Origin of the sequence: Terribium retamae, assembly GCF_022347545.1 — a bacterium.
GTDB classification, from domain to species: domain Bacteria; phylum Pseudomonadota; class Alphaproteobacteria; order Rhizobiales; family Rhizobiaceae; genus Mesorhizobium; species Mesorhizobium retamae.
This window is the reverse complement of sequence record NZ_JAKREW010000019.1, coordinates 23,862-47,933: the sequence shown is the minus strand read 5'-3', so window position 1 is coordinate 47,933 and position 24,072 is coordinate 23,862. Positions and strand designations below refer to the sequence as shown.

The following is a 24,072-nucleotide window of genomic DNA, read 5'->3' as shown; positions in this document are numbered from 1 at the left end:
TGTCCTATCCCTTCTTTTTGCCGCGGAACGGCTTCTTGCCGCCTCCGCCTTTGGCTTCTTTTTCGGCGATGAGCGCGACCGCCTCATCGATCGTCACCGTCTGCGGGTCCTTGCCCTTGGGCAGCGTGGCGTTGATCTTGCCGAAATTGACATAGGCGCCGTAGCGGCCGTCACGCACGGTGATCTTGCCGCCGCCGGCCGGGTGCTCACCAAGATCCTTTAGTGCCGCCGGCGTTCCGCCATTGCGGCCGCCCGGGCCTTTCGACTGCTTCTCAGCCAGAACCGAGACGGCGCGGTTGAGGCCGATGGAGAACACATCCTCGATGCTTTCGATATTGGCATAGGTGCCGTCATGCAGCACGAACGGGCCGTAACGGCCAAGGCCGGCTGAGATCATCTTGCCGGTCTCCGGATGCTGGCCGACATCGCGGGGCAGGGACAGCAGCGCCAGCGCCTTCTCATGATCGATCGTCGCAGCCGTCCAGCCCTTGGGCAGGCTGGAGCGCTTGGCATCCTTGCCTTCGCCACGCTGCACATAGGGGCCGAAACGCCCCGACCGCAACGTGATCTCTTCGGCCGTATACGGATCCTTGCCGAGCAGCTTGGTGCCGTCCTCGACCGCACCGTTTTCGCCATTGCCGTTCTGGCCGTCCAACTGGCGCGTATAGCCACATTCGGGATAGTTCGAGCAGCCGACGAAGGCACCGAACTTGCCGAGTTTCAGCGATAGGTTGCCGCTGCCGCATTTCGGGCAGATGCGTGGATTGGAACCGTCCTCGCGCTCCGGGAAGACCAGTGGCGCGAGTTCTTCGTTGAGGGCGTCGAGCACATCGGTGACGCGCAGTTCCTTGATGCCGTCGACGGCGCCCGAGAAATCCTTCCAGAAGTCGCGCAGCACATCCTTCCAGGCGAGCTTGCCGTCCGAAATCTCGTCGAGCTTCTCCTCGAGCGAGGCAGTGAAGTCATACTCCACATAGTGCTCGAAGAAGCCTTCCATGAAGGCGGTGACTAGCCGGCCCTTTGACTGCGGTACCAGCTTGCGGTTCTCGATTTTGATGTAGTCGCGGTCTTCCAGCGTCTTCAGCGTCGCGACATAGGTCGAAGGGCGACCGATTCCCAGCTCTTCCATCTTCTTGATGAACGAGGCTTCGGAGTAGCGGGGCGGTGGTTCGGTCGTGTGTTGCGTGGCGTTGACCTGTTCGCGCTTCAGTGTTTCCTCTGCGCGGATTTCGGGCAGACGGCGATTCTCCTCGTCCTCCGAATCTTCGTCCTTCTGATCGGTGTAGGCAGCAATGAAACCGTCGAAGCGGGTGACGGAACCCACTGCCCGTAGGCCGGCGATTTTCGCGCCATTGCGGGCTTCGATCTCGACCGTGGTGCGCTCGATCTCGGCCGGCTGCATCTGGCTGGCGATCGCCCGCTGCCAGATGATCTCGTAGAGCCGCGCCTGGTCGGAATCGAGATATTTGCGCATCTCGGCCGGCGTGCGGTTGAAATCGGTTGGACGGATGGCCTCGTGGGCTTCCTGCGCATTCTTGGCCTTGGTCGTATAGTGACGCGGCTTTTCCGGCAGGTATTTGGCGCCGAACTCTTTGCCGATGGTGTCACGGGCCGCCGAGATCGCTTCGGGCGCCATCTGGACACCGTCGGTACGCATATAGGTGATGAGGCCCGCAGTCTCACCGCCGATGTCCATGCCTTCGTAGAGGCGCTGGGCGACCTGCATGGTGCGCTGGGCCGAGAAGCCGAGCCGCGACGAGGCCGCCTGCTGTAGCGTCGAGGTGGTGAAAGGCGGTGCAGGATTGCGCTTGGTCGGCTTGGCTTCGACCGACAATGCCCGGAAGGATGCACCCTCCAGCATTGCCTTGATGTCGTCGGCCATGCTCTGCGAAGAGATGTCGAGCTTCTGTAGCTTCTTGCCTTCATAGGCAGTCAGCCTGGCTTCGAAGCTCTCGTTGCGAGGCGTGCCGAGGACAGCGGCGATCTGCCAGTATTCCTCGCGAACGAAGCGTTCGATTTCCGCCTCGCGATCGCAGACGAAACGCAATGCCACCGACTGCACGCGGCCGGCGGAACGAGCGCCTGGCAGCTTGCGCCACAATACCGGCGACAGGGTAAAGCCCACCAGATAGTCGAGAGCGCGGCGCGCCAGATAGGCATCCACCAGCGGCGGATCGATCTCGCGTGGGTTGGCGATCGCATCAAGCACCGCCTGCTTGGTGATGGAATTGAAGGCGACACGTTTGACCGGCTTGTCCTTCAGCACCTTCTTCTGCTTCAGCACCTCCAGCACATGCCAGGCAATGGCTTCGCCCTCGCGATCCGGGTCGGTTGCGAGAATCAGGCCATCGGCCTCTTTTACCGCCTTGGCAATGTCGGTCAGCCGCTTGGCCGACGATGTATCGACCGACCAGGACATGGAAAAATCCTCGTCAGGCTTAACCGAGCCGTCCTTGGCCGGCAGGTCGCGGACATGGCCGAAGGAGGCCAGAACCTTGTAGTTCCGGCCGAGATATTTGTTGATGCTTTTAACCTTGTTCGGCGACTCGACGACGACGATGTCCATGAGCGGCTGCGTTCCCGTGCGGCGCCAAACCGTAAAGAGGGGCGCCGGAAGCTGAAAAATCCGCCCGTCAAATGGCCGTGCTTTTCAGCCCGGTCAAGAGGTTGCCGCAAATTGGATGCCTCAGGCCGGGCGGAAGCCGCGCATTTAGAGGCGATCTTTTGCAGCTTGAGGTCTTTGCAGTACGACGCCGTCAAGCGCGACTTCGATTATGTCACATCGACGTGGAAGAAGCTTCGGTCTGCCAAGAATAGAGAGCGGCAACAGGAACTGTTGTCTATGTCAAAGTGGGGCTTTTATCGCGCCGAACGGCATTGCGGTCTTCTGCACCGAACACGACTGGGACGTCGCAAAGGCCGAAGAAAGTCCGCGTTCCGAAATTTATGGGCCTCACAACTTCGTCATCGGCTGCCCACTGTTCTGCGCTGACTTGCCACATAATGATGATTGGAGACCGGGCTCCAGCGGGGCTATATCCTGCTGCGCAACGGACGGAGCATCAAATATGGCACTGGATGTCGGCTATGTCAGCGCGATCGGGGCAGGGGCGATCTCCTTCCTGTCACCATGCGTGCTCCCGCTGGTGCCTCCTTATCTATGCTACATGGCCGGGGTTTCCGTTGAGGATTTCCGTGGCAACGCCGGTGTTGCCGCAAAGGCGAGGGCCCGTGGCGCGTTGATCGCTGCCTCTATTGCCTTCGTTCTCGGCTTCTCTACCGTCTTTATTGCTTTGGGTGCCGGCGCTTCGACCATCGGACGGTTGCTGCGCGTCTACCAGGAACCGCTGGCGATGATCGCCGGCGTTCTTATCATCCTGATGGGCCTGAATTTCCTAGGCATCCTGCGCATTCCGCTATTGTCGAGGGAGGCGCGCTTCCAGTCGCAAGGCAAGCCTGCCAGCGCGGTTGCGGCCTATGTCATGGGCCTGGCCTTCGCCTTTGGCTGGACGCCGTGCATCGGTCCGGTGCTTGGGCCGATCCTGACGCTGGCCGGCGGGCGCGAGACGGTGAGTGAAGGTGCGTTGCTGCTTGCCGCCTATTCACTAGGCCTCGGCATCCCGTTCCTGATCGCAGCGTTGTTCTCGGGCGCTTTCATGCGGTTCCTGAGCAAATTCCGCGTTCATCTCGGACGGGTCGAGAAGGTGATCGGCGCGCTATTGGTTGTTGCCGGCGTCTTTTTCCTGACCGGCGGCGTGCAGGTGATGGCCTATTGGCTGCTGGAAAACTTCCCTGCGCTCGGGCGCCTTGGATAACGGCCTCCGAATTTAACCATATTGGTACCATAGTTCGCCGATGCTAGAAGGCCTCACCTTTTCTTCCATCGGTAGCTGCTCATGACATCCAGAACCTGCCTGTCCATCATCCTCGCCGCTGGCGAAGGCACGCGTATGAAAAGTGCGCTGCCGAAAGTCCTGCATCAGATTGCCGGCCTGCCGATGGTGGCGCATGTGGTGAAGGCTGCGGAGACCGCTGGCGCGACGGACATTGCTTTGGTTATCGGTCACGGCGCCGACGAGATGCGCAAGGCGGCGGAAAAGTTCGCGCCCCGCGCCGGGACGTTCGTTCAGGAGCAACGCCTGGGTACGGCACATGCAGTGCTGGCCGCGCGCAATGCCATCGCCAAGGGTTATGACGATATTCTCGTCATGTTCGGCGACACGCCTCTGATCGATGCGGCAGCGCTTGGCGCAGCGCGGGCCAAACTCGCCGAAGGCGTCGCGGTGGTGGTGATCGGCTTTCGTCCGCCGAACCCTTCGGGATATGGGCGTCTGCTTGAAAAGAGCGGCAAACTCACCGCGATCCGCGAGGAAAAGGATTGTACCGAAGAGGAGCGCAAGATCGGCTTCTGCAATGCCGGCATGATGGCGGTGTCCGGCAGACATGCACTTGATTTGCTGGACGGTGTCGGCAACGCCAATGCCAAGGGTGAGTATTATCTGACCGACATCGTTGAGATTGCCAACGCCAAGGGGCTCGACGTCGTGGCTACCGAGGCAGGATATGAAAACGCGCTCGGCATCAACAACCGCGCTGAACTCGCCGAGGCCGAGGCGATCTGGCAGAAGCGCCGCCGCCGCGAGGCGATGCTTGCCGGTGTGACGCTGATCGCTCCGGAAACCGTCTATTTCTCGCATGATACCGAAGTCGGCCAGGACACGATTGTCGAACCCAACGTCTTCTTCGGCCCAGGCGTGAAGATCGCCGGAGGGGTGAAAATCCACGCCTTCAGCCATCTGGAGGGTGCCACCGTTGCCGCAAATGCCGACATTGGCCCCTATGCCCGGTTGCGCCCGGGTTCGGATCTCGCCGCCAAGGCAAAGGTTGGCAATTTCGTCGAGGTCAAGAATGCCAGGATCGAGGCGGGCGCCAAGGTAAACCACCTGACCTATATCGGGGATGCGCGTGTCGGTGCGGGCGCCAATATCGGTGCAGGGACCATCACCTGCAACTATGACGGCTATTCCAAGTTCTTCACCGACATCGGGGCAGGGGCTTTCGTCGGCTCGAATTCTTCTCTGGTCGCGCCGCTGAAGCTTGGAGATGGCGCTTACATCGCATCGGGAAGCGTGATCACTGAAGATGTCCCCGAAGATGCTTTGGCTTTCGGTCGTGCTCGTCAGAAAACCTTGCCGGGCAAAGGCAAGGAGCTGCGCGAGCGGCGCGCTTCTGCTGCCAAGAAGTAGGTATTCTTGCGGCTGGACTTCGTGAAAGGCCTGTCATACGAGGCAGTGAGATAGGTCTAAAGCAATTCCAAGGAAAAGTGCGTAGCGGTTTTCCATCCGGAGTTGCGCAAAAAAGTTTGAGCGTTCCGCGTTTCCGGAAGAAACCGGAAACGCTCTAAGTCAAAAGACTTGACGAAACGCAATGTGATTGTCGTGGGCGGCAGCGGTCGACTAAACAGCGGCCGGGTTATCGCCAAGAGGAATCGGGGCAGCTTTTATGTGCGGAATTGTTGGAATTGTCGGCCATTCGCCGGTAGCGCCGCTGATTGTCGACGCGCTGAAGCGGCTGGAATACCGCGGTTATGATTCAGCGGGCGTCGCTACGATCGAGCATGGCGAACTGTCGCGTCGCCGCGCCGAGGGCAAGCTGGTCAACCTCGAGCGCCGGCTGCAGGCCGAGCCGCTCGACGGCACCATCGGCATCGGCCACACCCGCTGGGCAACGCACGGTGTTCCCAACGAAACCAATGCACATCCGCATTTTTCCAATGGCGTGGCGATCGTCCACAACGGTATCATCGAGAATTTTGCCGAACTGCGTACCGAGCTTTCGGCTGATGGCTATGAATTCTCCTCGCAGACCGACACCGAAGTCGTCGCCCATCTGGTTTCGCGCGAGATGGCGCGCGGCGCAAAGCCGGTCGAGGCAGCTCACAACGCGCTGAAGCGGCTGGAAGGCGCGTTTGCGCTCGCGATCATGTTCAAGGGCGACGAAGACCTAATCGTGGGCGCCCGCAACGGCCCGCCGCTCGCTGTCGGCCATGGCGAGGGCGAGATGTATCTCGGTTCGGACGCCATCGCGCTGGCGCCGTTCACCAACTCGATCACCTATCTCGAGGATGGCGACTGGGCGGTGGTACGCCGCAACGAGATCTCCATCTTCGACATGGATGGCAACAAGGTCGAGCGTAAGCGCCAACAGTCGATCGGCACCTCGTTCCTGGTCGACAAGGGCAATCACCGCCACTTCATGCACAAGGAAATCCACGAGCAGCCGGAAGTCATTTCCCACACGCTCGGCAACTACATCGATTTCACCAACGGCAAGGCTAAGGCACTGGACCTGCCATGGGATTTCGCAAAGATCGATCGTATCGCCATCTCGGCGTGCGGTACCGCCTACCTCGCAGGCCTCGTCGGCAAATACTGGTTCGAGCGTCTGGCGCGGCTTCCGGTGGACATCGATATCGCCTCGGAATTCCGTTACCGCGAGATGCCGCTGTCGAAGAACAGCGCCGCACTCTTCATTTCGCAGTCGGGCGAGACTGCCGATACGCTGGCCTCGTTGCGCTATTGCCGCAAGGAAGGCGTGCCGATCGGCGTCGTCGTCAATGTGCGTGAATCGACCATGGCGCGAGAGGCCGATGTCGTCCTGCCGATCCTGGCCGGGCCCGAGATTGGCGTGGCCTCGACCAAGGCCTTCACCTGCCAGCTTTCGGTAATGGCAGCACTCGCAGTGCGCGCCGGCGTTGCCCGCGGCTTCATCTCGCCCGATGACGAAGCGAAGCTGGTCAAGCAGCTTGCCGAGGCGCCACGCCTCGCCAGCCAGGTCATCAAGCTGGAGGAGCAGATCGAGAAGGTCTCGCGCGATCTCGCCCATCACCGCGACGTGCTCTATCTCGGGCGGGACACCAACTTCCCGCTGGCGCTCGAGGGCGCGCTCAAGCTCAAGGAACTATCCTACATCCACGCCGAGGGTTATGCGGCGGGCGAGCTCAAGCACGGTCCGATCGCACTGATCGACGAAAACATGCCGGTCGTTGTCATCGCTCCGCACGACCGTATCTTCGAAAAGACTGTCTCGAACATGCAGGAAGTGGCCGCACGAGGCGGCAAGATCATCCTGATCACCGACAGGAAGGGCGCCGAAAAGTCGACGGTGAAGACGATCGACACCATTGTCCTGCCGGACGTACCGGAGATCATCGCGCCGATCCTCTACGCGCTGCCCATCCAGATGCTGGCCTATTTCACGGCCGTGTTCATGGGCACCGACGTCGATCAGCCGCGCAACCTGGCCAAGTCCGTCACGGTGGAGTGACGGCTCAGGCTTTCATGATGCTGCTGTCGCGATAGTGATTGTCGCCCATCCGTGTTGATGCTCTAAGATAGGTGCAGCGCACAATCTTAGAGCACAGCCAATCCTCGAGCACGGAATGTCGGACACCCCCAGGACATCAGCGATAGCGCGTCTGAGGAACTATTTCCTCGCCGGTTTCATTGTCTGCGCGCCGCTCGCCATCACGGCCTATATTGCGTGGTCGTTCATCGGCTGGGTCGATTCCTGGGTCAAACCGTATATTCCGGGACGCTACAATCCCGACACCTATCTGCCGTTTGCGGTCCCCGGTTTCGGGCTCATCGTGGCGCTGGTCCTGATCACGTTGATCGGCTTCTTTGCCGCCAACATCGTCGGTCGTGCCATAGTCACCTTCGGCGAGCGCCTGCTCGGGCGCATGCCGCTGGTACGCGGCATCTATGGGTCACTGAAGCAGATTTTCGAGACCGTGCTCTCGAACAAGAGCGAGATGTTTCGCCAGGTCGGCCTTGTCGAATATCCGCGCAAGGATGTCTGGTCGCTTGTCTTCGTCGCCGGCGAGAAGCACACCGAAATCAACGAGAAGCTCGATGTCGAGGGCGATCCGCTGATGGGTGTCTTCATGCCTTGTACACCGAACCCGACCACCGGTTTCCTGATGTATGTCCGCAAGTCCGAGATCGTCATGCTGGACATGACCATCGAGGAGGGCGCCCGCCTGATCGTGTCGGCCGGCCTTGTCGCTCCGGACCCGAGGAAAAAGGTCAAGGGGCCGGATGGGCAATTGATCGATCTCGGCAATCCGCCGGCTGGAACCTTGCCTCAGCCGGCCCGCAAGAGCCGGACCGCCTCGTCGCGTCCGAACAAATAAAGCAACAGCCTAAGCGCTTCGCCGCGTTTGCCCTGCAGGTCTGGATCGCCGGAGAGGATCAGCCTTGCGTCGTCGCGCGCGGCCTCCAGAAGATCGGCATGAGCATCGATGCGGGCGATCTGGAAACCCGGCGTTCCTGACTGGCGCGTTCCGAGAAGCTCACCTTCGCCGCGGAGCTTCAGATCCTCTTCGGCAATGACGAAGCCGTCCTCGGTCTCGCGCATCACCGAAAGCCGGCGTTTCGCCGTCTCGCCGAGCGGGTCCTTGTAGAGCAGCACACAACTCGACGGCTTCGAGCCACGACCCACGCGGCCGCGCAACTGGTGCAACTGGGCAAGGCCGAAGCGCTCGGCATGCTCGATCACCATGATTGTGGCGTCCGGCACATCGACTCCAACTTCGATCACCGTGGTGGCGATCAGCACACGGGTTTCGCCATCCTTGAAGGCACGCATGGCTTCGTCCTTTTCGGCACCTTTCATGCGGCCATGCACCAGCCCGAGCTGGTTGCCGAATACCGGTTTCAGCGATGAGAAGCGGTCCTCCGCCGACATCAGCTTGATTTCTTCGGATTCCTCGACGAGCGGACAGATCCAGTAGATCTTCTGGCCTTCGACGACCGCATCGCGGATGCGACCGACCAATTCGTCCAGCCGTTCCAGCGGCAAGGTGACCGTGCGGATCGGCTGGCGCCCAGCAGGCTTTTCAGTGAGCTTCGAGACATCCATGTCACCGAAGGCGGTCAGCACCAGCGTGCGTGGGATCGGCGTCGCGGTCATGACCAGCATATCGGGAGCATCGCCCTTGGCGGTCATGGCGAGGCGCTGATGCACGCCGAAACGGTGCTGCTCATCGATCACCGCGAAGACCAGGTTGTGGAAAGAAACGGTCTCCTGGAAAAGGGCATGGGTGCCGACGACGATGTTGATCGAACCGTCGGCAAGTCTGGCCAGCGTCTCGGTGCGTTCGCGTCCCTTTTCGCGGCCTGTGAGGATGGCTGTGGTGAGGCCTGCTTTTTCGGCGAGCGGCGCGATGGTGGCGAGATGCTGGCGCGCCAGGATTTCGGTTGGCGCCATCAGCGCCGCCTGGCCGCCCGCTTCGACCGCACGTGCCATGGCCAGCAACGCAACCACGGTCTTGCCGGAGCCCACATCGCCCTGCAACAGGCGCAGCATGCGTTCAGGCGTCGCAAGGTCGGTCAGGATCTCGGCGAGCGCGGCCTCCTGGGAGACGGTCAGCGAATAAGGCAAGGTTGCACGCAGCCGTTCGATGATCTGGCCGTTGCCGTTCAATGGTCGGCCTGACAGCTTGCGGATGCGTGAGCGGACCAAGGCCAGCGAGACCTGGCCCGCAAGAAACTCGTCATAGGCAAGCCTGCGCCAGGCCGCGCTCTCCGGCTGAGCGTCGATCGGGCTCTCCGGATTGTGCACCCGGCCGAGTGCCGCTGCGAATGGCGGAAAAGTATGGCGCCGCATGAACCCGGCGTCCTGCCATTCCGAAAGGACGGGTACACGCTCCAGCGCCTGGCCGATGGCACGCCGCAGCACTTTCGAGGAAAGTCCCGCCGTCAGCGGATAGACCGGTTCGACCAGCGGCAGGTTGCCTGCATCGCTTGCCAGCGCGATATGATCGGGATGCACCATGCTTGGCCGGCCGTTGAACCACTCCATACGTCCGGACACCACGACAAGCTCGCCCTCGGGCATTGCTTTTTCGAGATAGCTGGCATGGGCGTGGAAGAAGGTCAGCGTGATCTCGCCGGTGTCGTCATGCGCAAAGACCCGGTAGGGCACGGTCCTGTTGCCGCGCGGGGGCGGCTGGTGACGGTCGATGCGCACTTCCAACGTGACGATCGCGCCTTCGATCGCATTGGAGATGCCTGGGCGATTGCGGCGGTCGATGACCGAGTTCGGCAGCACGAACAGAAGATCGCCCACACGCGCTTCCCGGTCGCCCAGGTCCACCGGCAGCACTCGTTCGATGAGCGCGGCGACCTTCGATCCGACACCGGCAAGTATCGTGATGGACGAGAACAGCGGGTCGAGCAGGGAAGGGCGCATCACCGCAATAAGCGCGGAACCGGCCATATGTGCAAGGCATATGCGACCGGTTCCTGACGTCGTGAACTGCTGGTGTCACGCGCCGGCGCGTTTCAGGCGATCAGCCCTTGCGGATGTTGGGTCATACCGATCGGGAGGTGGTCGGTCCGACTGGGAACGCGGCGATTCGAATCTCTCGAGCAGATGTTCCGCTGCCGTCGCTAGCGGCAGCAGCAATCCGTAATCGTCGTGCAGATAGCCCCGGTCGAGCCCGCGTCGGAGCACCGTCTGGTCGCCAGTGCCGGAAAGATAGGCTGACATCGTCGCCTCGTTGAGGATTTCGGCATCCACATTGGCGCAGGCGCGCGTGTCCGCGAGCAGGTAACGACCGGGCGAGAGATCGAGCACGTGCAGGACGGGCATGGCGCGGTCCGGCGCCCAGGCGGCCTTCCAGGCTTCGACACCGTCACCCAGCCGGCGCGCCAGGTCGGGCCTGCGGCGCAGGCTGGACTCGTAGTCACCGATGAAATGATAGGCGATGTCGTCGGCACGCTTTACCGTCGGGAATGCCAGGCTATAGGCCGGAATGGGCCGGACATTGGTGATGTCGTAGTCATCCCTCTTGTCGAAATACGGGCTGAACCGTTCGATGCTGAGTTGGCCGACACCCACCGGGGGCTGCAGGTGCTGCAGCAGCGGTATGAGATCCGCCGTAACCTCATAGGCTGCGTCCTCATCACCCGGAAAATCGGTCAGCAAGTTCCACGCCGCTTCGATGCCAAGCGACCGGGCGAAACGCAGGCAATCAAGATTGATCTTCAGCGTGCTGCCCTTGCGCATCAATTTCAGGACCGAGGTCGCAAGCGACTCGATACCGGGCTGGATGCGCTCGACCCCGGCCGATTTCAGCAACTTCATCTTCTGAAAGGAGAGATTGGCTTTTTGCTCATAGAAGATGCCGACCTTGTTTTCGGCCTTCGCCAGCTCCGGAAGCAGCGTCGAGAAGTAGGAGTGCGGCATGATGTTGTCGACCATCATGATCCTCGTCGCCTTGTGCCGCGTAACAAGGTCATTGAGTTCGGTGAACGCCTTGTCCGCCGATTTCTGCCGATGCTGCATACCGTTGGCGTTGAGACCACAGAAGGTGCAATGCTGCTTGGCGCCCCACCAGCAGCCGCGGCTTGTTTCATAAGGAAGCCAGATCTCTTCCGGACGCAGTCCGTCCGGGTGAATGTCGCAAGCTACCGTCTGTGCCAGCTGTACGAAATAGTCGTCATAGTCCGGCATCGGCGAGTCATCGAGCGTCTCGAGCGGTTCGCCACGGATAATCTTGCCTTTGCCGGTTTTTTGATCGCGCAGATTAGCCAGGAAATCGACAAAGGAGACATCGCTTTCGCCGGAGAAGATATAGTCGATCGAGCCCGCCAGAGGGCGGATGCCTTCAGACATAACGCCGTCGACATTGGCGCCGCCGAGCAGCAAGGTCTTGCCCGATGCTGCTTTTTTGGTTCGTTTCGCAATGGATAGCGCGGCGAGGGTCTGTTCGAAGACGGTGCTGAAGCCGACAATGCCCGCGGGCATCGCGGCGAGTTCCGCGGAGAAGTCGTCGGCCCATTGCTTTGCGGCTTCCTGCAGCCAGCCGAGCGTGACGGCCGATGGGGCGGTCGCCGCGGCAATGGCGCGCTGGACATCGGGCTCCATATGCCCATGTGCTTTGGCTCCGAACATGGCGCGCGCGAAAATCCGTTCTCCGATCAGCAGTCCGGTCGGGGTCCCGCAGAGCTTCTGGTAACGCCGAACACCGACCCGGCTGGCGAAGGAGAGGTTGGCGTAGAGCACCCTGGTTCGGTAGCCGGCTTGCTCGGCGCGTGCAGCAATCACGTGAGGGCCGAGTGCCGGTCGATCCGGGCTTGCGAAGGGCGGTACTACTACGAGAATATCGGCTGTTCTATAGTCTGCGTCGAACATGGCGCACCTGTGTTTTGTTGGCGAGAAAGCCCCCTCCGCCTAGCGTTGATACGCATGATGCGGAGGGGTCTTGCACGATGAACGCAAGCTGCATCGACGGTGGTTGCCTGTCCTTGCCGTCAGAATTTGACGCCGACGGAGACGGTGACTTCGGTTTCCGCGGCCTCGGAACCGGTAAGCGTACCGCCGGGGCGCGTTCTAAGCTTGGCGACCTCGCGCGAGAGCCGGGCGGCTTCGGCGTCCGAAATGATCAGGCCCTTGGCTTTCAAGGCTTTCGACGGATCGCTGAGAAAACTGTCGCCAAATTTCACATCGGTGCTTTTCAGACTGGCGACAGTGGTTTTGGTAGCACTTTTAGTGACAGCTTTGACCATGATCATGCTCCCTCTTGTGGGCAGATGGTTGAGTGCACCGCAAATCTGAGCACGAAGCCGGGTGTAGGACTGTGAGATCAATCACAGTCACGCATATCGGCGATTGAGTTGTCAGGGGGCCTTTGGTGGCGAACAGGCTGACACCGCCGTCTATCCACGCTATATGCGCGCTGCAAGTGAGGAACGCCGCCGCCATGACCGCAACGACACGATCGAACGCAAGAGTGGCGAACAATGAGCTGGACCCGCACCGCAAGAAACTTCTTTTTCGCTCCTGGCATCGCGGCATGAAGGAGATGGACCTCATCCTCGGCAACTTCGCGGAGCGCGAGATCGGCAGCTTGACCGCCGATGAAATCGACCAATATGAAAGGCTCCTCGAAATCTCCGATACGGTGCTGATGCCTTGGTTGACCGGCGGCGAGCCGGTTCCCGGCGACATCGATCTGCCTGTCCTGCATAAGATCCTGGCGTCGCGCCAAACGCTCGAATTCTGAAACGATCATGAGCTTGATACCCAAAATCGGCCTGCCCAAGGGCCGCGCCGCCTCCTATATCGTCGACGGTGTCGCCGACGGCTTCGAAGCGTTCGCGCTGGTACAGGCCGCAAGCGAAATCGCGCCGGATGGGCCGTTGCTTTTCGTCGCTCGTGACGGCCAGCGCCTGCCCGCTATTGTCGAGGCGCTCGGCTTTGCTGCGCCCGGACTGCCGGTGCTGGAACTGCCGGCCTGGGATTGCCTGCCTTACGACCGTGTTTCGCCGGGGTCGGATGCCGCCGGGCGCCGGCTCGATGCCCTGGCGGCCATGATCGCTTTGGCCAGGAAGCCGCATCGGGCCATCGTGCTGACGACGGTGAATGCGCTGCTGCAGCGTATGCCGCCTGCCGAATTGCTGGAAAGTCAGACCTTCCACGCCAGGCCCGGCAATCAGGTCGATATGAACAAGCTGATAGCGCGGCTGGAAAATTCCGGCTTTGAACGCGTGCCGACAGTGCGCGATATCGGCGAATTTGCTGTTCGCGGCGGCATCCTCGATCTCTACGCGCCGGGTTGGAGCGAGGGCTTGCGCCTCGACTTCTTCGGCGACACGCTGGAATCGATCCGCAGCTTCGATGTCGCCAGCCAGCGCACGACCGGCCAGCGCAAGTCGATGACATTGCAGGCGATGAGTGAGGTGGCGCTGACGCCCGAAACCATCAGCCGATTCCGCCGCTCCTACATCGAAGCCTTCGGTGCGCCATCGCGTGATGACGGCCTTTATGCGGCGGTTTCCGAAGGTCGCCGTTTCGCCGGCATGGAGCACTGGTTGCCGTTCTTCTACGAGCGGCTGGAAACCGTGTTCGACTATCTGCCGGACGCGCCGGTGGTATTCGATCACTTGGCGCATGAGGCGCTGGCCGAGCGGCACGATCTGATCCTCGACCACTATGAAGCCCGGCGCAAACAGGCTGACGCAGCGCTCAAGGATGCGGTGCCGTACAAGCCGGTTGCGCCGGCGTTGATGTATCTGGCGCCGGAAGACGTGAAGCGCGCGAATGGTGACCGCGAGCAAATCGAATTCACGCCCTTCGATGCGCCAGATGCCGGCGACCGCAAGGTTTTCCATGCCGGTTCGCGTGCGGGACGCTCGTTCGCCGAGGAACGCGCCGATCCCAATGCCAATGTCTTCGACGTGGCGGTCAAACACATTGCGGAGGAGCGTGCCGCCAAGCGTCGTGTCGTCATCGCCGGCTGGACCGAAGGCTCGCTCGATCGCCTTGGCCAGATTCTCGCCGAACACCACCTCGGCAACATCAAGCAAATCGCATCGCTGGCCGAGGCCGAAAAGCTCGCGCCGGGCGAGGCGGGGCTTGCCGTCCTGCCGCTGGAAACCGGCTTCGAGACCGATGCATTGGTCGTCGTTGCCGAACAGGACATTCTGGGCGACCGGCTGGTGCGCCGCTCCAAGCGCAAGAAACGGGCGGCCGATTTCATCGCCGAGGCAGCCTCGTTGTCGCACGGCGACATCGTCGTTCACGCGGATCACGGCATTGGTCGGTTCGTTGGCCTAAAAACCATTGAGGCCGCCGGCGCACCGCACGATTGTCTCGAAATCCGGTACGCCGGTGACGACCGGCTGTTCCTGCCTGTCGAGAACATCGAGCTTTTGTCTCGTTACGGTTCGGATTCGGCGGAAGCGACACTCGACAAGCTGGGCGGCGGCGCCTGGCAGGCGCGCAAGGCCAAACTGAAGCGACGGCTGCTCGACATGGCGGGCCAGCTGATCCGCATCGCAGCCGAACGGCAGATGCGCGCCGCTCCAAGCATGGTTCCAGCCGATGGGCTGTATGGCGAGTTCGCCGCACGTTTCCCCTACGAGGAGACCGACGACCAGCAATCTGCCATCGATGCGGTCACCGAGGATCTTTCCGCCGGCCGCCCTATGGACCGCCTGATTTGCGGCGACGTCGGCTTCGGCAAGACGGAAGTGGCGCTGCGCGCCGCCTTCATTGCAGCCATGGAGGGTTTCCAGGTCGCCGTGGTGGTGCCGACGACACTGCTGTCGCGCCAGCATTTCAAGACCTTTTCGCAGCGCTTCTCAGGCTTGCCGATCCGGGTTCGCCAAGCCTCGCGGCTGGTGGGCACCAAGGAATTGGCGGAAACCAAGAAGGGTATTGCCGACGGCACGGTCGATATCGTCGTTGGCACCCATGCGCTGCTCGGCTCCTCCATCTCGTTCAAGAATCTCGGCCTGCTGATCGTCGACGAGGAGCAGCATTTCGGCGTCAAGCACAAGGAGCGGCTGAAGGAGCTGAAGAGCGACGTGCACGTTCTGACGCTGTCGGCAACGCCCATCCCGCGCACCTTGCAACTGGCGCTTACCGGTGTGCGCGAACTGTCGCTGATCGCCACACCGCCGGTGGATCGCATGGCGGTCCGTACCTTCATTTCGCCATTCGATCCGCTGGTCATCCGCGAGACGCTGTTGCGCGAGCGTTATCGTGGCGGCCACTCCTTCTATGTCGTGCCGCGGATCTCGGATCTCTCTGAAATCCACGATTTCCTCAAGGCCGAGGTGCCGGAGCTCAAGGTGGCCGTCGCCCACGGCCAGATGCCGCCGGGCGAGCTCGACGACATCATGAACGCCTTCTACGACGGTCAGTACGACGTGCTGCTCTCCACCACGATCGTGGAGTCCGGTCTCGACATTCCGACCGCCAACACCCTGATCGTGCACCGCGCCGATATGTTCGGTCTGGCGCAGCTCTATCAGCTGCGCGGTCGTGTCGGTCGTTCGAAGGTACGGGCCTATGCATTGTTTTCGCTGCCGGCGAACAAGAAGCTCACCGACACCGCCGACCGCCGTCTGAAGGTGCTGCAGTCGCTGGATACGCTGGGGGCAGGTTTCCAGCTCGCCAGCCATGACCTTGATATCCGTGGCGCCGGCAATCTGCTCGGCGAAGAGCAGTCCGGTCACATCAAGGAGGTCGGCTTCGAACTCTACCAGCAAATGCTGGAAGAAGCGGTCGCGGAGGTGAAGGATTCCGGCGAGGTGGCCGACACCGGCTGGTCGCCGCAGATCACCGTCGGCACCGCAGTCATGATCCCGGAGGGCTACGTGCCGGATTTGCAGCTCAGGCTGGCCCTATACCGCCGCCTTGGCGATCTGGAGACCACCGAAGAGATTGACGCCTTCGGCGCCGAACTGATCGATCGCTTCGGTCCGCTACCGGAAGAAGTGAAGCACCTTTTGAAGATCGTGTTCATCAAGGCCCTGTGCCGCAAGGCCAATGTCGAGAAGCTCGACGCCGGTCCGAAGGGCGTCGTTATCCAGTTCCGCAAGAAGGAATTCTCCAATCCTGTGGGCCTGGTCAAATTTATCGGCGAGCAGGGATCGCTCGCCAAGATCAGGCCGGACCAGAGCGTGGTGTTTACCCGCGACTGGCCGACGGCCGAAAAGCGCCTTGCCGGCTCAGCCGTCGTGATGACGCAACTGGCGAAACTCGCAGTCTAGCTAGCTTAAACCGCCTTCTCCAGCTCTCCGCGCGCCTTGGCTTCGGCGACCTGACGGATCGCATCGGCGAGCGTGTCCGTGTCCTGTGCGCCCATCACTGCGTAACGCCCTTCGATCAGGAAGCATGGCACGCCGGTGATGCCCATGCGCGAGGCGGTCGCAATCTCGGCGCGCACGGCTTCGGCGTCCGCGTCGGTCGGCAGCAGTGTCTCTACGATGGAAACGTCCATGCCGGCCTCGCGTGCCGCCTCGATCAACACATGAGGATCGCCGGTGTTTTCGCCATGCTCGAAGTAAGCGCTGAACAGCCGCGCGACCAGATTGTTCTGGACTGCAATGCCGGCAGTGCCCGCCCAACGGATGACGCGATGTGCGTCCAAGGTGTTGGGAGCCACTTTGATGGCATCGAAATCGAATGAAATGCCTTCCACCGCACCCAGCGAGACCAGGTTGGCGTGGATCTGCTTCAATCGGTCTCCGTCGCCGAACTTGGCCTGCATATAGGCTTTGCGGTCCTTGCCTTCCGCCGGAATGGTCGGATCGAGCTGGAATGGCCGCCAGCGCACCTCGACGCTCACATCCTTCAAGCTCTCGATGGCGTGCTGCAGCCGCTTCTGGCCAAGGAAACACCAGGGGCAGACGACATCCGACACCACGTCGATGCTAAGGGTCTCGCTCATCGCTTCGTCCTTTCGCAGCATGGCAATTCCAGGAGGGCGGAGCGGTTTCCGTCCCGAATTGCATAAAGTGTCGGAGCGTTTCCGCGACAATCGGAACCGCCCCGGAGTTCAGTTCGGTTTGCGCCACCACACCGGCAGTTGGTAGCCGAACAGTGGTGTCACTTTCGGATGCTCCAGATAAGTCCAGTAGGCGACCCACTGTTCGGGATTGTACTGCATCGGCACCATATAGTTGCCCGAGATCAACAGCCTGTCGAGTACACGCACTGCGGCAACGAAATCTTCCTTGGTGCGGGCGTTGAGCATGGCGTTGATTGCGGCATCCACCGCGGGGTCGGCAACGCCGGCCAGATTGAACGAGCCGTCGACCTTGGCCGCCTCCGATCCCCAGCGGCCGCGCTGTTCAATGCCAGGCGACAGCGAATTGTTGAAACCGCTCGCGCCGATCAAAACGTCGAAATCGTAGCGCTGCTTGCGCGACTGGATCTGGTCGCCGTCGAGCGCACGAAGCGAAACCGCAACACCGATCTTGGCCAGAGTGCGCTGATAAAGCGATGCGAGCCGCTCTTCGTCCTGTGATGAGGTGAGGATTTCGAAGGTGAGGGGCTGGCCTTGCGGGTCGAGCATCTGGCCATTTTCGATGCGGTAGCCCTGGCCTTTCAGGATCTCAAAAGCTGCCTTGAGTACCTTGCGGTCCTGGCCGCTGCCATCCGTGACGGGTGGCTGCCAGGTGCCATCCATGACGTCGGCAGGCACGCGGCCCGGGTAGGGTGCCAGAAGCGCCTTCTCCTTTTCGCTGGCCGGATGACCGAGCGCCGAAAGCTCGGAATCCTGCCAGAAGCTTTTCAGGCGCGCGTAGCGGTTGCTGAACAGGTTCTTGTTGGCCCATTCGAAGTCGTAGAGCATGCCGAGCGCACGGCGCACCTCCACATTGGCGAATTTCGGCAGGCGCGTGTTGAAAAGAAAGCCGGTGACGACCGGCGGAATGCCGCTCTTGAAGGTCTCCGCCACCACTTCGCCCCGCTTGAAGGCCGGGAAATCCATGTCACGCTCGCGCTTGACCGGATCGGTCTCCATGTTGACGGCGCAGATGCCTTTCTTGAAAGCCTCGAGTTGCGCATTGGAATTGAGGAAATATTCGATCGTGATGCGGTCGTAATTGTCGAAGCCCCGCTTGGACGGGATGTCCTTGCCCCAGTAATCAGGGTTGCGCTTGAAGATGATGCGTTGGCCGGGGACCACTTTCTCGACCGTGTAGGGGCCTGAACCGATCAACGGCTTCAGAGTCGTCTTGTCGAACGTCTCCTTATCGAAGGTGTGTTTCGGGATGATCGGCGTCATCGCGATGATGAGCGGGAATTCCCGGTCCGACAGTTCGTTGAACGTGAAGCGCACGCTGCGCTCACCGGTCTTTTCAAGCTTCTCCACCCGCTTCATGCGATCGGAGTAGGGCGGACGACCTTTCTCCGTGAAAACGTCATAGGTGAACAGCACATCCTCCGGTGTCACCGGCTGTCCATCCGACCACCTGGCTTTGGGATCGATATGGAACTCGATCCACTTTCGCTCGGGATCCATATCGACGCTATCGGCAAGCAGGCCGTAAAGGCCGAACGGCTCGTCGAAATTGCGCTGCATCAGCGGTTCGAAGACGAGGTTACCATAAATGGTGTCGATCACGCCCCGTGCGGTGGTGCGCAGGCTCTTGATGATGAATGGATTGAGATTGTCGAAGGAGCCGACCACGCAATAGGTGATGTTTCCACCCTTCGGGGCATCAGGATTGGCATAGGGAAAATGTGTGAAGCCGGCTGGCAATTCCGGTTCGCCTTGCATGGCGATGCCATGTTTCGGCTCAGCCGGGGCCAGTGAGCTGCCAACCAGGAGAAAAGCGGCGGTCAGCCAATAAAACGAGCGGCTCATGCCGTATCCTCAAACGGAATATGTGATTCGAGACGCAACCTAGCATGAGCTGTGGCCGTACCGTGGCCATAGTCAAGAAATGCCGCTATTGGGCTGGATTCGGGAACAATGCCGGTGTAACACGCCGGGCAAAGTCATTCTGTTGCCTCATTTGGGCAAGAGGTAGCACGCCAAGGTCTGAAGGCCGCTACGGGGATCAAGGTAGAGGAAGTTCATCATATGAAGAGCCTGAACAGCAAAGCTCATCGTCTTTCGCTCATGGCCGTCGGCGTGGTCGGCATCCTGGGTGCGGGCGTTCCGGCTGCTTCCGCTCAGCAGCAGATCCCACAGGGCTGGTTCAAAGCCTGCACCAAGCAGGAAGACGTCGACATCTGCAACGTGCAGAATATCCAGACTGCTGGCAACGGACAGCTGCTCACCGGCGTCAGCCTGATCGATCTGCGTGGCAAGGTGAACCGCAAGGTCTTCCAGGTTACCGTTCCCACCGGTCGTCTCGTTCCTCCTGGCATCGGCCTGCAGGTCGACAACGGCAAGGCACAGAAGCTCGACTATGTCATCTGCTTCCCGGATCGCTGTGTTGCCGAGGTGCCGCTGACGGATCAGCTTGTCACGTCCTTCAAGAAGGGCCAGCAGATCACGCTGACCTCGATCAATTTCCAGAACCAGCCGAATCCCATCAAGATTCCACTGACTGGTTTTGGTACCGCTTTCGATGGCCCCGCCATGCAGCAGTCTGATCTCGAAGATCGCCAGAAGAAGCTGCAGGAGTTCGTCACCAAGAACAACCAGGATTTCTCCAAGAAGCTCAAGGAAGAGCAGGAGAAAGCCAAGACGGCGCAGTAATCGCAGCGCGGCCTGAAGGCCGGGTGATACCGAATGAAAAAGCCCTGGTTTCGACCGGGGCTTTTTGTTGATCGAATGCCAGCCACAGCCTCGAATTGCCGGATTTTGAAGCCGGCTTCGTTCACGCCGCCGTCATGCCGGGTCGCTATGAGCAGCGCCGACTAACCCGGCACGGAGCGATTCTTGATGCGGATGGCACGGCTCGGCGCGGCACTCGCCGCGATGCTGACGATGACGCTCGGTAGCGCGGCGGCGCAAGATCGGACCGCCCTCATCCTCGATCGCCTGCAGCATGCCAACCAGTGGCGTGACCATGTCATGGTCGTTGCGCATCGCGCCGGTGGCCTGCAAGGCGCCAAAGCCCGCTTCCCGGAGAATTCGCTTGCGGCGGTCGAAGATGCGGTCGCAGCCGGCGCGGAAATGATCGAAGTGGATGTGCGCCGATCGAAAGATGGCGCGTTCATCGTCATGCATGACAGCTGGCTGGACCGTACGACGACGTGCAAAGGCGAAGCTGCGGAGCGCACGTTGGCGGAACTCAGAAATTGTCGGCTGGTGGTCGAAGCGGGTCGCGCCGAAACCAATGAAGCCGTCTCGACGCTTGCCGAATTGCTCGCCGTCACCCGGGGCCGCATCCTCGTCAATGTCGACAACAAGCTTGGCACCGAGGCGTTGCCGGGTATCATCGCCGAAGCGAAGGCGCTTGGCATGGCCGAGCAAGTGGTGGTGAAAGAGAATATATGGAACGATGCCCGCATCGCCGAAGTCGGAACTGCGTTGAAAGCAGCGGGCAGGGGCTTCCAGTTTATGCCGATCATCGCAGATGATGCCGTGCGCGATGCGGGTTTTGTCGAGAAGGTTGCCCGCACCTTCAATTCCCATGCCATGGAACTGATCAATTGGCGTAACGGCGCCGAGACGCTGACCGAAACCGGCGGCGCGCTGTTCTCAACCCGCATGCGCGCAACCGCCATACGCGGCGGGTGGCACTTGTGGGCGAACACCTACGCGATCCTCAACAAGCCAGGCGGCTTCCTGGCCGGCGGCCGCGGTGACGAATTGGCAGTCGCTGCAGGCATGCCCGCCGAAAGTTGGGGTTTCTGGGTCGAGCGTGGGGCGACCATCATCCAGACCGATGAGCCTCGGGCTGCTATCGAATGGTTGGCTGCCAAGGGTTATCGTGTGCCTTATGGCCAAAAGCGGCCCGAAATGCCGACGACGACGGCCAGCATCAACTGAATTGTAAACCGCAAGGCTGGCTCTGCCCCGTTTCCTATTGACCAAATGAAAAAGGCCGCCCGGAGGCGGCCTTTTGGATCTGAGTCTGGCGAAACGCTTAGCGCTTCGAGAACTGGAAGCTGCGGCGGGCCTTGGCCTTGCCGTACTTCTTACGCTCGACGGTACGGCTGTCGCGGGTCAGGAAGCCGCCCTTCTTGAGAACGGCGCGCAGCGCCGGCTCGTAATAGGTGAGCGCCTTGGAGATGCCGTGACGCACAGCGCCGGCCTGGCCGGAGAGGCCGCCGCCGGTGACGGTGGCGACGATGTCGTACTGGCCGGTGCGGTTGGCCGCGATGATCGGCTGGTTGAGGATCATCTGCAGGACCGGACGCGCGAAATAGGCGCCGAATTCCTTGTCGTTGACAGTGATCTTGCCGGAGCCAGGCTTCACCCAGACGCGGGCGATGGCATCCTTGCGCTTGCCGGTGGCATAGGCGCGGCCCGACTTGTCGAGCTTCTGGACGTGGACCGGAGCGGCCGGCTGCGCGGTCTGCGCGACCGAGCCGAGTTCTGCGAGCGAGGAAAGCTCAGCCATTATCAAGCCCTCTTGTTCTTGGCGTTCAGCGCGCCGACGTCAAGCGTCACAGGCTGCTGGGCGGTGTGCGGATGCTCGGCGCCTGCATAGACGCGGAGGTTCTTCATCTGGCGACGGCCGAGCGGGCCGCGCGGGATCATGCGTTCAACGGCCTTCTCGACAACGCGCTCCGGGAAGCGGCCTTCGAGCAGCTGGCGCGCGGTGCGCTCCTTGATGCCGCCGGGGTGACCGGTGTGCCAGTAATAGACCTTGTCGGTGTACTTCTTGCCGGTGAAAACGACCTTGTCGGCGTTGATGATGATGACGTTGTCACCGTCGTCGACATGGGGCGTGAAGGTGGGCTTGTTCTTGCCGCGGAGGATGTTGGCGACGAGCGATGCCAGACGACCGACGACGAGACCTTCGGCGTCGATCAGCACCCACTTCTTCACCACGTCCGCAGGCTTCTGCGAAAAGGTTGCCATGGTTACATGCTTTCGTTTCGGACCTTCAGAAGAAGGCGTTTCTTGTTGCTTTCATTGCCGGTCGGCATCTGCCCGCCGCCAATAACAAAACGGCGGCCTTTGCGGGCCGCTGCTTTGCGTCGGCTTATAGGAGAGGGCATCGATGTCGTCAAGCGACGGGAGGCTTCGGATATGCTAAAAAATACCATAAAAACAATAGATTAGCGAAAAGGTATTATTTTACCGCATCCTTATTGCCTAAATGATGCTCGTTTTGCGCCATTTGGACAGCTTGGCGACCAACTACTTTGAGGGCCGGGGTATTTACTCCGACCCTCAATACGTGTCTCGGTCAATTCCAAGCGGCGCCAGCCACCTGACGCACGCTGGCGTTCAATCGGTTCCACACATTGATCTGCGCGATCTGAAGGAGAAGCCCGGATATAGCCTTCTCGTCATAATACTTGCTGGCTTCATCCCAAACATCGTCCGGCACTGCGTCGGAACGGTCGGCAAGACGCGTGACAGCTTCGGTCAGCGCCAGCGCCGCCCGCTCTGCATCATTGAAGAACGGCGTGTCGCGCCAGGCGGCCACGGCGAAGATGCGGCGGTCGGTCTCGCCGGCTTTCTTCAGCTCCTGCGCATGCATGTCGACGCACACGCTGCAGCCGTTGATCTGGCTGGCACGCAGGTGGACCAGTTTGGTGGTGACCTCGGAAAGGCCGCTCTTTTCCGTAGCCTTGTTGAGCGCCATCAGCGCCTGCATCGCTTCCGGAATAACAAAGACGGGGTTTTTCATTCTCGCCTGCATGGTTCTCATCTCCGTGTTAGATCGGGTTCGCGACGATTCCGGCGCCTGTCGGTCACATCGGCCGGATTTCGTTCGTCATCGACATAACGCACGGCAGACAGGGAATGTGACCGATGGACGAAAAAAAGAGTCTTGCAGACCAGTTCGAGGCGAATCGCGCTCATCTGAGAGCCGTCGCCTTCCGCATCCTTGGCTCCGGCAGCGAAGCCGAGGATGCCGTACAGGAAGCATGGTTGCGGCTGAACCGGACCGACATCGGCGATGTCGACAACCTCGGCGCGTGGCTGAGGACGGTGGTGGCGCGTATCTGCCTGGATATGCTGCGTTCACGCAAATTGCGTCGCGAAGATCCCATGGGCGAGAGCGAATCCGATCTGCCATCGGAATCCGGCACCGCTTCTTACGATCCCGAATATCAGCTCGCCCTGGCCGATTCCGTCGGCCTTGCCATGCTGGTCGTGCTGGAGACTCTTGGTCCGGCTGAACGGGTCGCTTTCGTGCTGCATGACATGTTCGATCTGCCCTTCGACGACATCGCACCGATCGTGGGGCGCACTACCGATGCCACGCGCAAGCTCGCCAGTCGTGCCCGCCAGCGCGTGCAAGGCACTCCGATCTCCCCCGAAGCAGATCGCGCGCGCCAACGCAGGGTGATCGAAGCCTTTCTCGCCGCCTCGCGCGACGGCGATTTCGAGGCGTTGCTGTCCATTCTCGATCCTGAGGTCGTGTTCAGGGCCGATGAGGCGGCGACACGACTGGGATCCGAGGCCGAACTGCGTGGACCGGAGGCCGTCGCAATCCACTTCAAGGGCCGTGCGCGTGGCGCCAAACCTGCCACGCTCGACGGCGCTCTTGGTGTCCTGGTGGAATCCCACGGCAAGACGCTGCTGGTTCTGCGTGTGACGCTGAAAGGGGATCGTATCATTGGCATCGACGCCGTGGCGGATGCCGAAAGCCTCGCCGGGCTCCAGGTGAATGTCCTCGACTGAAT

At 61.1% G+C, this 24,072-nt stretch carries 18 protein-coding genes; 9 read left to right on the top strand and 9 right to left on the bottom strand.

The genetic code is table 11. From position 1 onward, the window contains the following. Nucleotides 1-4 precede the first annotated feature (4 nt). The gene (gene topA, locus L4923_RS18170) at nt 5-2,566 is read right to left on the bottom strand and encodes a type I DNA topoisomerase (protein WP_239367637.1); all 2,562 of its coding nucleotides are present in this window, start codon (nt 2,564-2,566) and stop codon (nt 5-7) included. A 502-nt stretch (nt 2,567-3,068) separates the two neighbouring features. On the opposite strand from topA, the gene L4923_RS18165 reads away from it, so the two are divergent. From L4923_RS18165 to L4923_RS18150, 4 genes are all read left to right on the top strand, one after another. Beyond that, complete coding sequence (locus L4923_RS18165) at nt 3,069-3,815, top strand: cytochrome c biogenesis CcdA family protein (RefSeq protein ID WP_239367635.1); 747 nt, start codon at nt 3,069-3,071, stop codon at nt 3,813-3,815. A gap of 81 nt (nt 3,816-3,896) precedes the next feature. After that, on the top strand, nt 3,897-5,246 hold the full coding sequence (gene glmU / locus L4923_RS18160; RefSeq protein WP_239367633.1) for a bifunctional UDP-N-acetylglucosamine diphosphorylase/glucosamine-1-phosphate N-acetyltransferase GlmU: 1,350 nt from the start codon (nt 3,897-3,899) through the stop codon (nt 5,244-5,246). 256 nt (nt 5,247-5,502) lie between these two features. Then, nucleotides 5,503-7,326, top strand: coding sequence for a glutamine--fructose-6-phosphate transaminase (isomerizing) (gene glmS, locus L4923_RS18155; RefSeq protein WP_239367631.1), 1,824 nt, complete (start codon nt 5,503-5,505; stop codon nt 7,324-7,326). A 115-nt stretch (nt 7,327-7,441) separates the two neighbouring features. After that, complete coding sequence (locus tag L4923_RS18150) at nt 7,442-8,194, top strand: DUF502 domain-containing protein (protein ID WP_239367629.1); 753 nt, start codon at nt 7,442-7,444, stop codon at nt 8,192-8,194. Here the strand turns inward: L4923_RS18150 and recG are convergent. The 3 genes from recG to L4923_RS18135 all read right to left on the bottom strand — a co-directional run bounded on the left by recG (nt 8,146) and on the right by L4923_RS18135 (nt 12,575). Next, complete coding sequence (gene recG / locus L4923_RS18145; protein ID WP_239367745.1) at nt 8,146-10,254, bottom strand: ATP-dependent DNA helicase RecG; 2,109 nt, start codon at nt 10,252-10,254, stop codon at nt 8,146-8,148. The two genes, L4923_RS18150 and recG, sit on opposite strands and share 49 nt — an antisense overlap. A gap of 75 nt (nt 10,255-10,329) precedes the next feature. After that, nucleotides 10,330-12,201, bottom strand: a complete 1,872-nt coding sequence (locus L4923_RS18140; protein WP_239367627.1) for a RiPP maturation radical SAM C-methyltransferase — start codon at nt 12,199-12,201, stop codon at nt 10,330-10,332. A 119-nt stretch (nt 12,202-12,320) separates the two neighbouring features. Then, a complete protein-coding gene (locus L4923_RS18135) occupies nt 12,321-12,575 on the bottom strand; it encodes a hypothetical protein (protein ID WP_239367625.1) in 255 nt (84 codons plus the stop codon). Between the two features lie 194 nt (nt 12,576-12,769). Here L4923_RS18135 and L4923_RS18130 point away from each other — a divergent pair, with 194 nt between their 5' ends. Both L4923_RS18130 and mfd read left to right on the top strand, forming a co-directional pair. After that, nucleotides 12,770-13,072, top strand: a complete 303-nt coding sequence (locus L4923_RS18130) for an FAD assembly factor SdhE (RefSeq protein ID WP_239367623.1) — start codon at nt 12,770-12,772, stop codon at nt 13,070-13,072. Between the two features lie 7 nt (nt 13,073-13,079). Next, on the top strand, nt 13,080-16,568 hold the full coding sequence (gene mfd, locus L4923_RS18125) for a transcription-repair coupling factor (protein WP_239367621.1): 3,489 nt from the start codon (nt 13,080-13,082) through the stop codon (nt 16,566-16,568). Between the two features lie 5 nt (nt 16,569-16,573). On the opposite strand, the gene L4923_RS18120 is transcribed toward mfd, so the two are convergent. Together L4923_RS18120 and L4923_RS18115 are read right to left on the bottom strand one after the other, a co-directional pair. Next, nucleotides 16,574-17,248, bottom strand: coding sequence for a DsbA family oxidoreductase (locus L4923_RS18120; protein ID WP_239367619.1), 675 nt, complete (start codon nt 17,246-17,248; stop codon nt 16,574-16,576). A gap of 108 nt (nt 17,249-17,356) precedes the next feature. Further along, nucleotides 17,357-19,171, bottom strand: coding sequence for an extracellular solute-binding protein (locus L4923_RS18115; protein WP_239367617.1), 1,815 nt, complete (start codon nt 19,169-19,171; stop codon nt 17,357-17,359). Between the two features lie 219 nt (nt 19,172-19,390). Here L4923_RS18115 and L4923_RS18110 point away from each other — a divergent pair, with 219 nt between their 5' ends. After that, entirely contained in the window at nt 19,391-20,014 is a 624-nt protein-coding gene (locus tag L4923_RS18110) for an invasion associated locus B family protein (RefSeq protein ID WP_239367615.1), read from the top strand. A 186-nt stretch (nt 20,015-20,200) separates the two neighbouring features. Then, complete coding sequence (locus tag L4923_RS18105) at nt 20,201-21,253, top strand: glycerophosphodiester phosphodiesterase family protein (RefSeq protein ID WP_425530968.1); 1,053 nt, start codon at nt 20,201-20,203, stop codon at nt 21,251-21,253. A 97-nt stretch (nt 21,254-21,350) separates the two neighbouring features. Here the strand turns inward: L4923_RS18105 and rpsI are convergent, their stop codons facing one another. From rpsI to L4923_RS18090, 3 genes are all read right to left on the bottom strand, one after another. Continuing rightward, a complete protein-coding gene (gene rpsI / locus L4923_RS18100) occupies nt 21,351-21,827 on the bottom strand; it encodes a 30S ribosomal protein S9 (protein WP_239367613.1) in 477 nt (158 codons plus the stop codon). Nucleotides 21,828-21,829: 2 nt separating this feature from the next. After that, the gene (gene rplM / locus L4923_RS18095; protein WP_129410383.1) at nt 21,830-22,291 is read right to left on the bottom strand and encodes a 50S ribosomal protein L13; all 462 of its coding nucleotides are present in this window, start codon (nt 22,289-22,291) and stop codon (nt 21,830-21,832) included. A 331-nt stretch (nt 22,292-22,622) separates the two neighbouring features. After that, nucleotides 22,623-23,081, bottom strand: coding sequence for a carboxymuconolactone decarboxylase family protein (locus tag L4923_RS18090; protein ID WP_239367611.1), 459 nt, complete (start codon nt 23,079-23,081; stop codon nt 22,623-22,625). A 113-nt stretch (nt 23,082-23,194) separates the two neighbouring features. Here L4923_RS18090 and L4923_RS18085 point away from each other — a divergent pair, with 113 nt between their 5' ends. After that, nucleotides 23,195-24,070, top strand: coding sequence for a sigma-70 family RNA polymerase sigma factor (locus L4923_RS18085; RefSeq protein ID WP_239367609.1), 876 nt, complete (start codon nt 23,195-23,197; stop codon nt 24,068-24,070). Nucleotides 24,071-24,072: the final 2 nt, after the last annotated feature.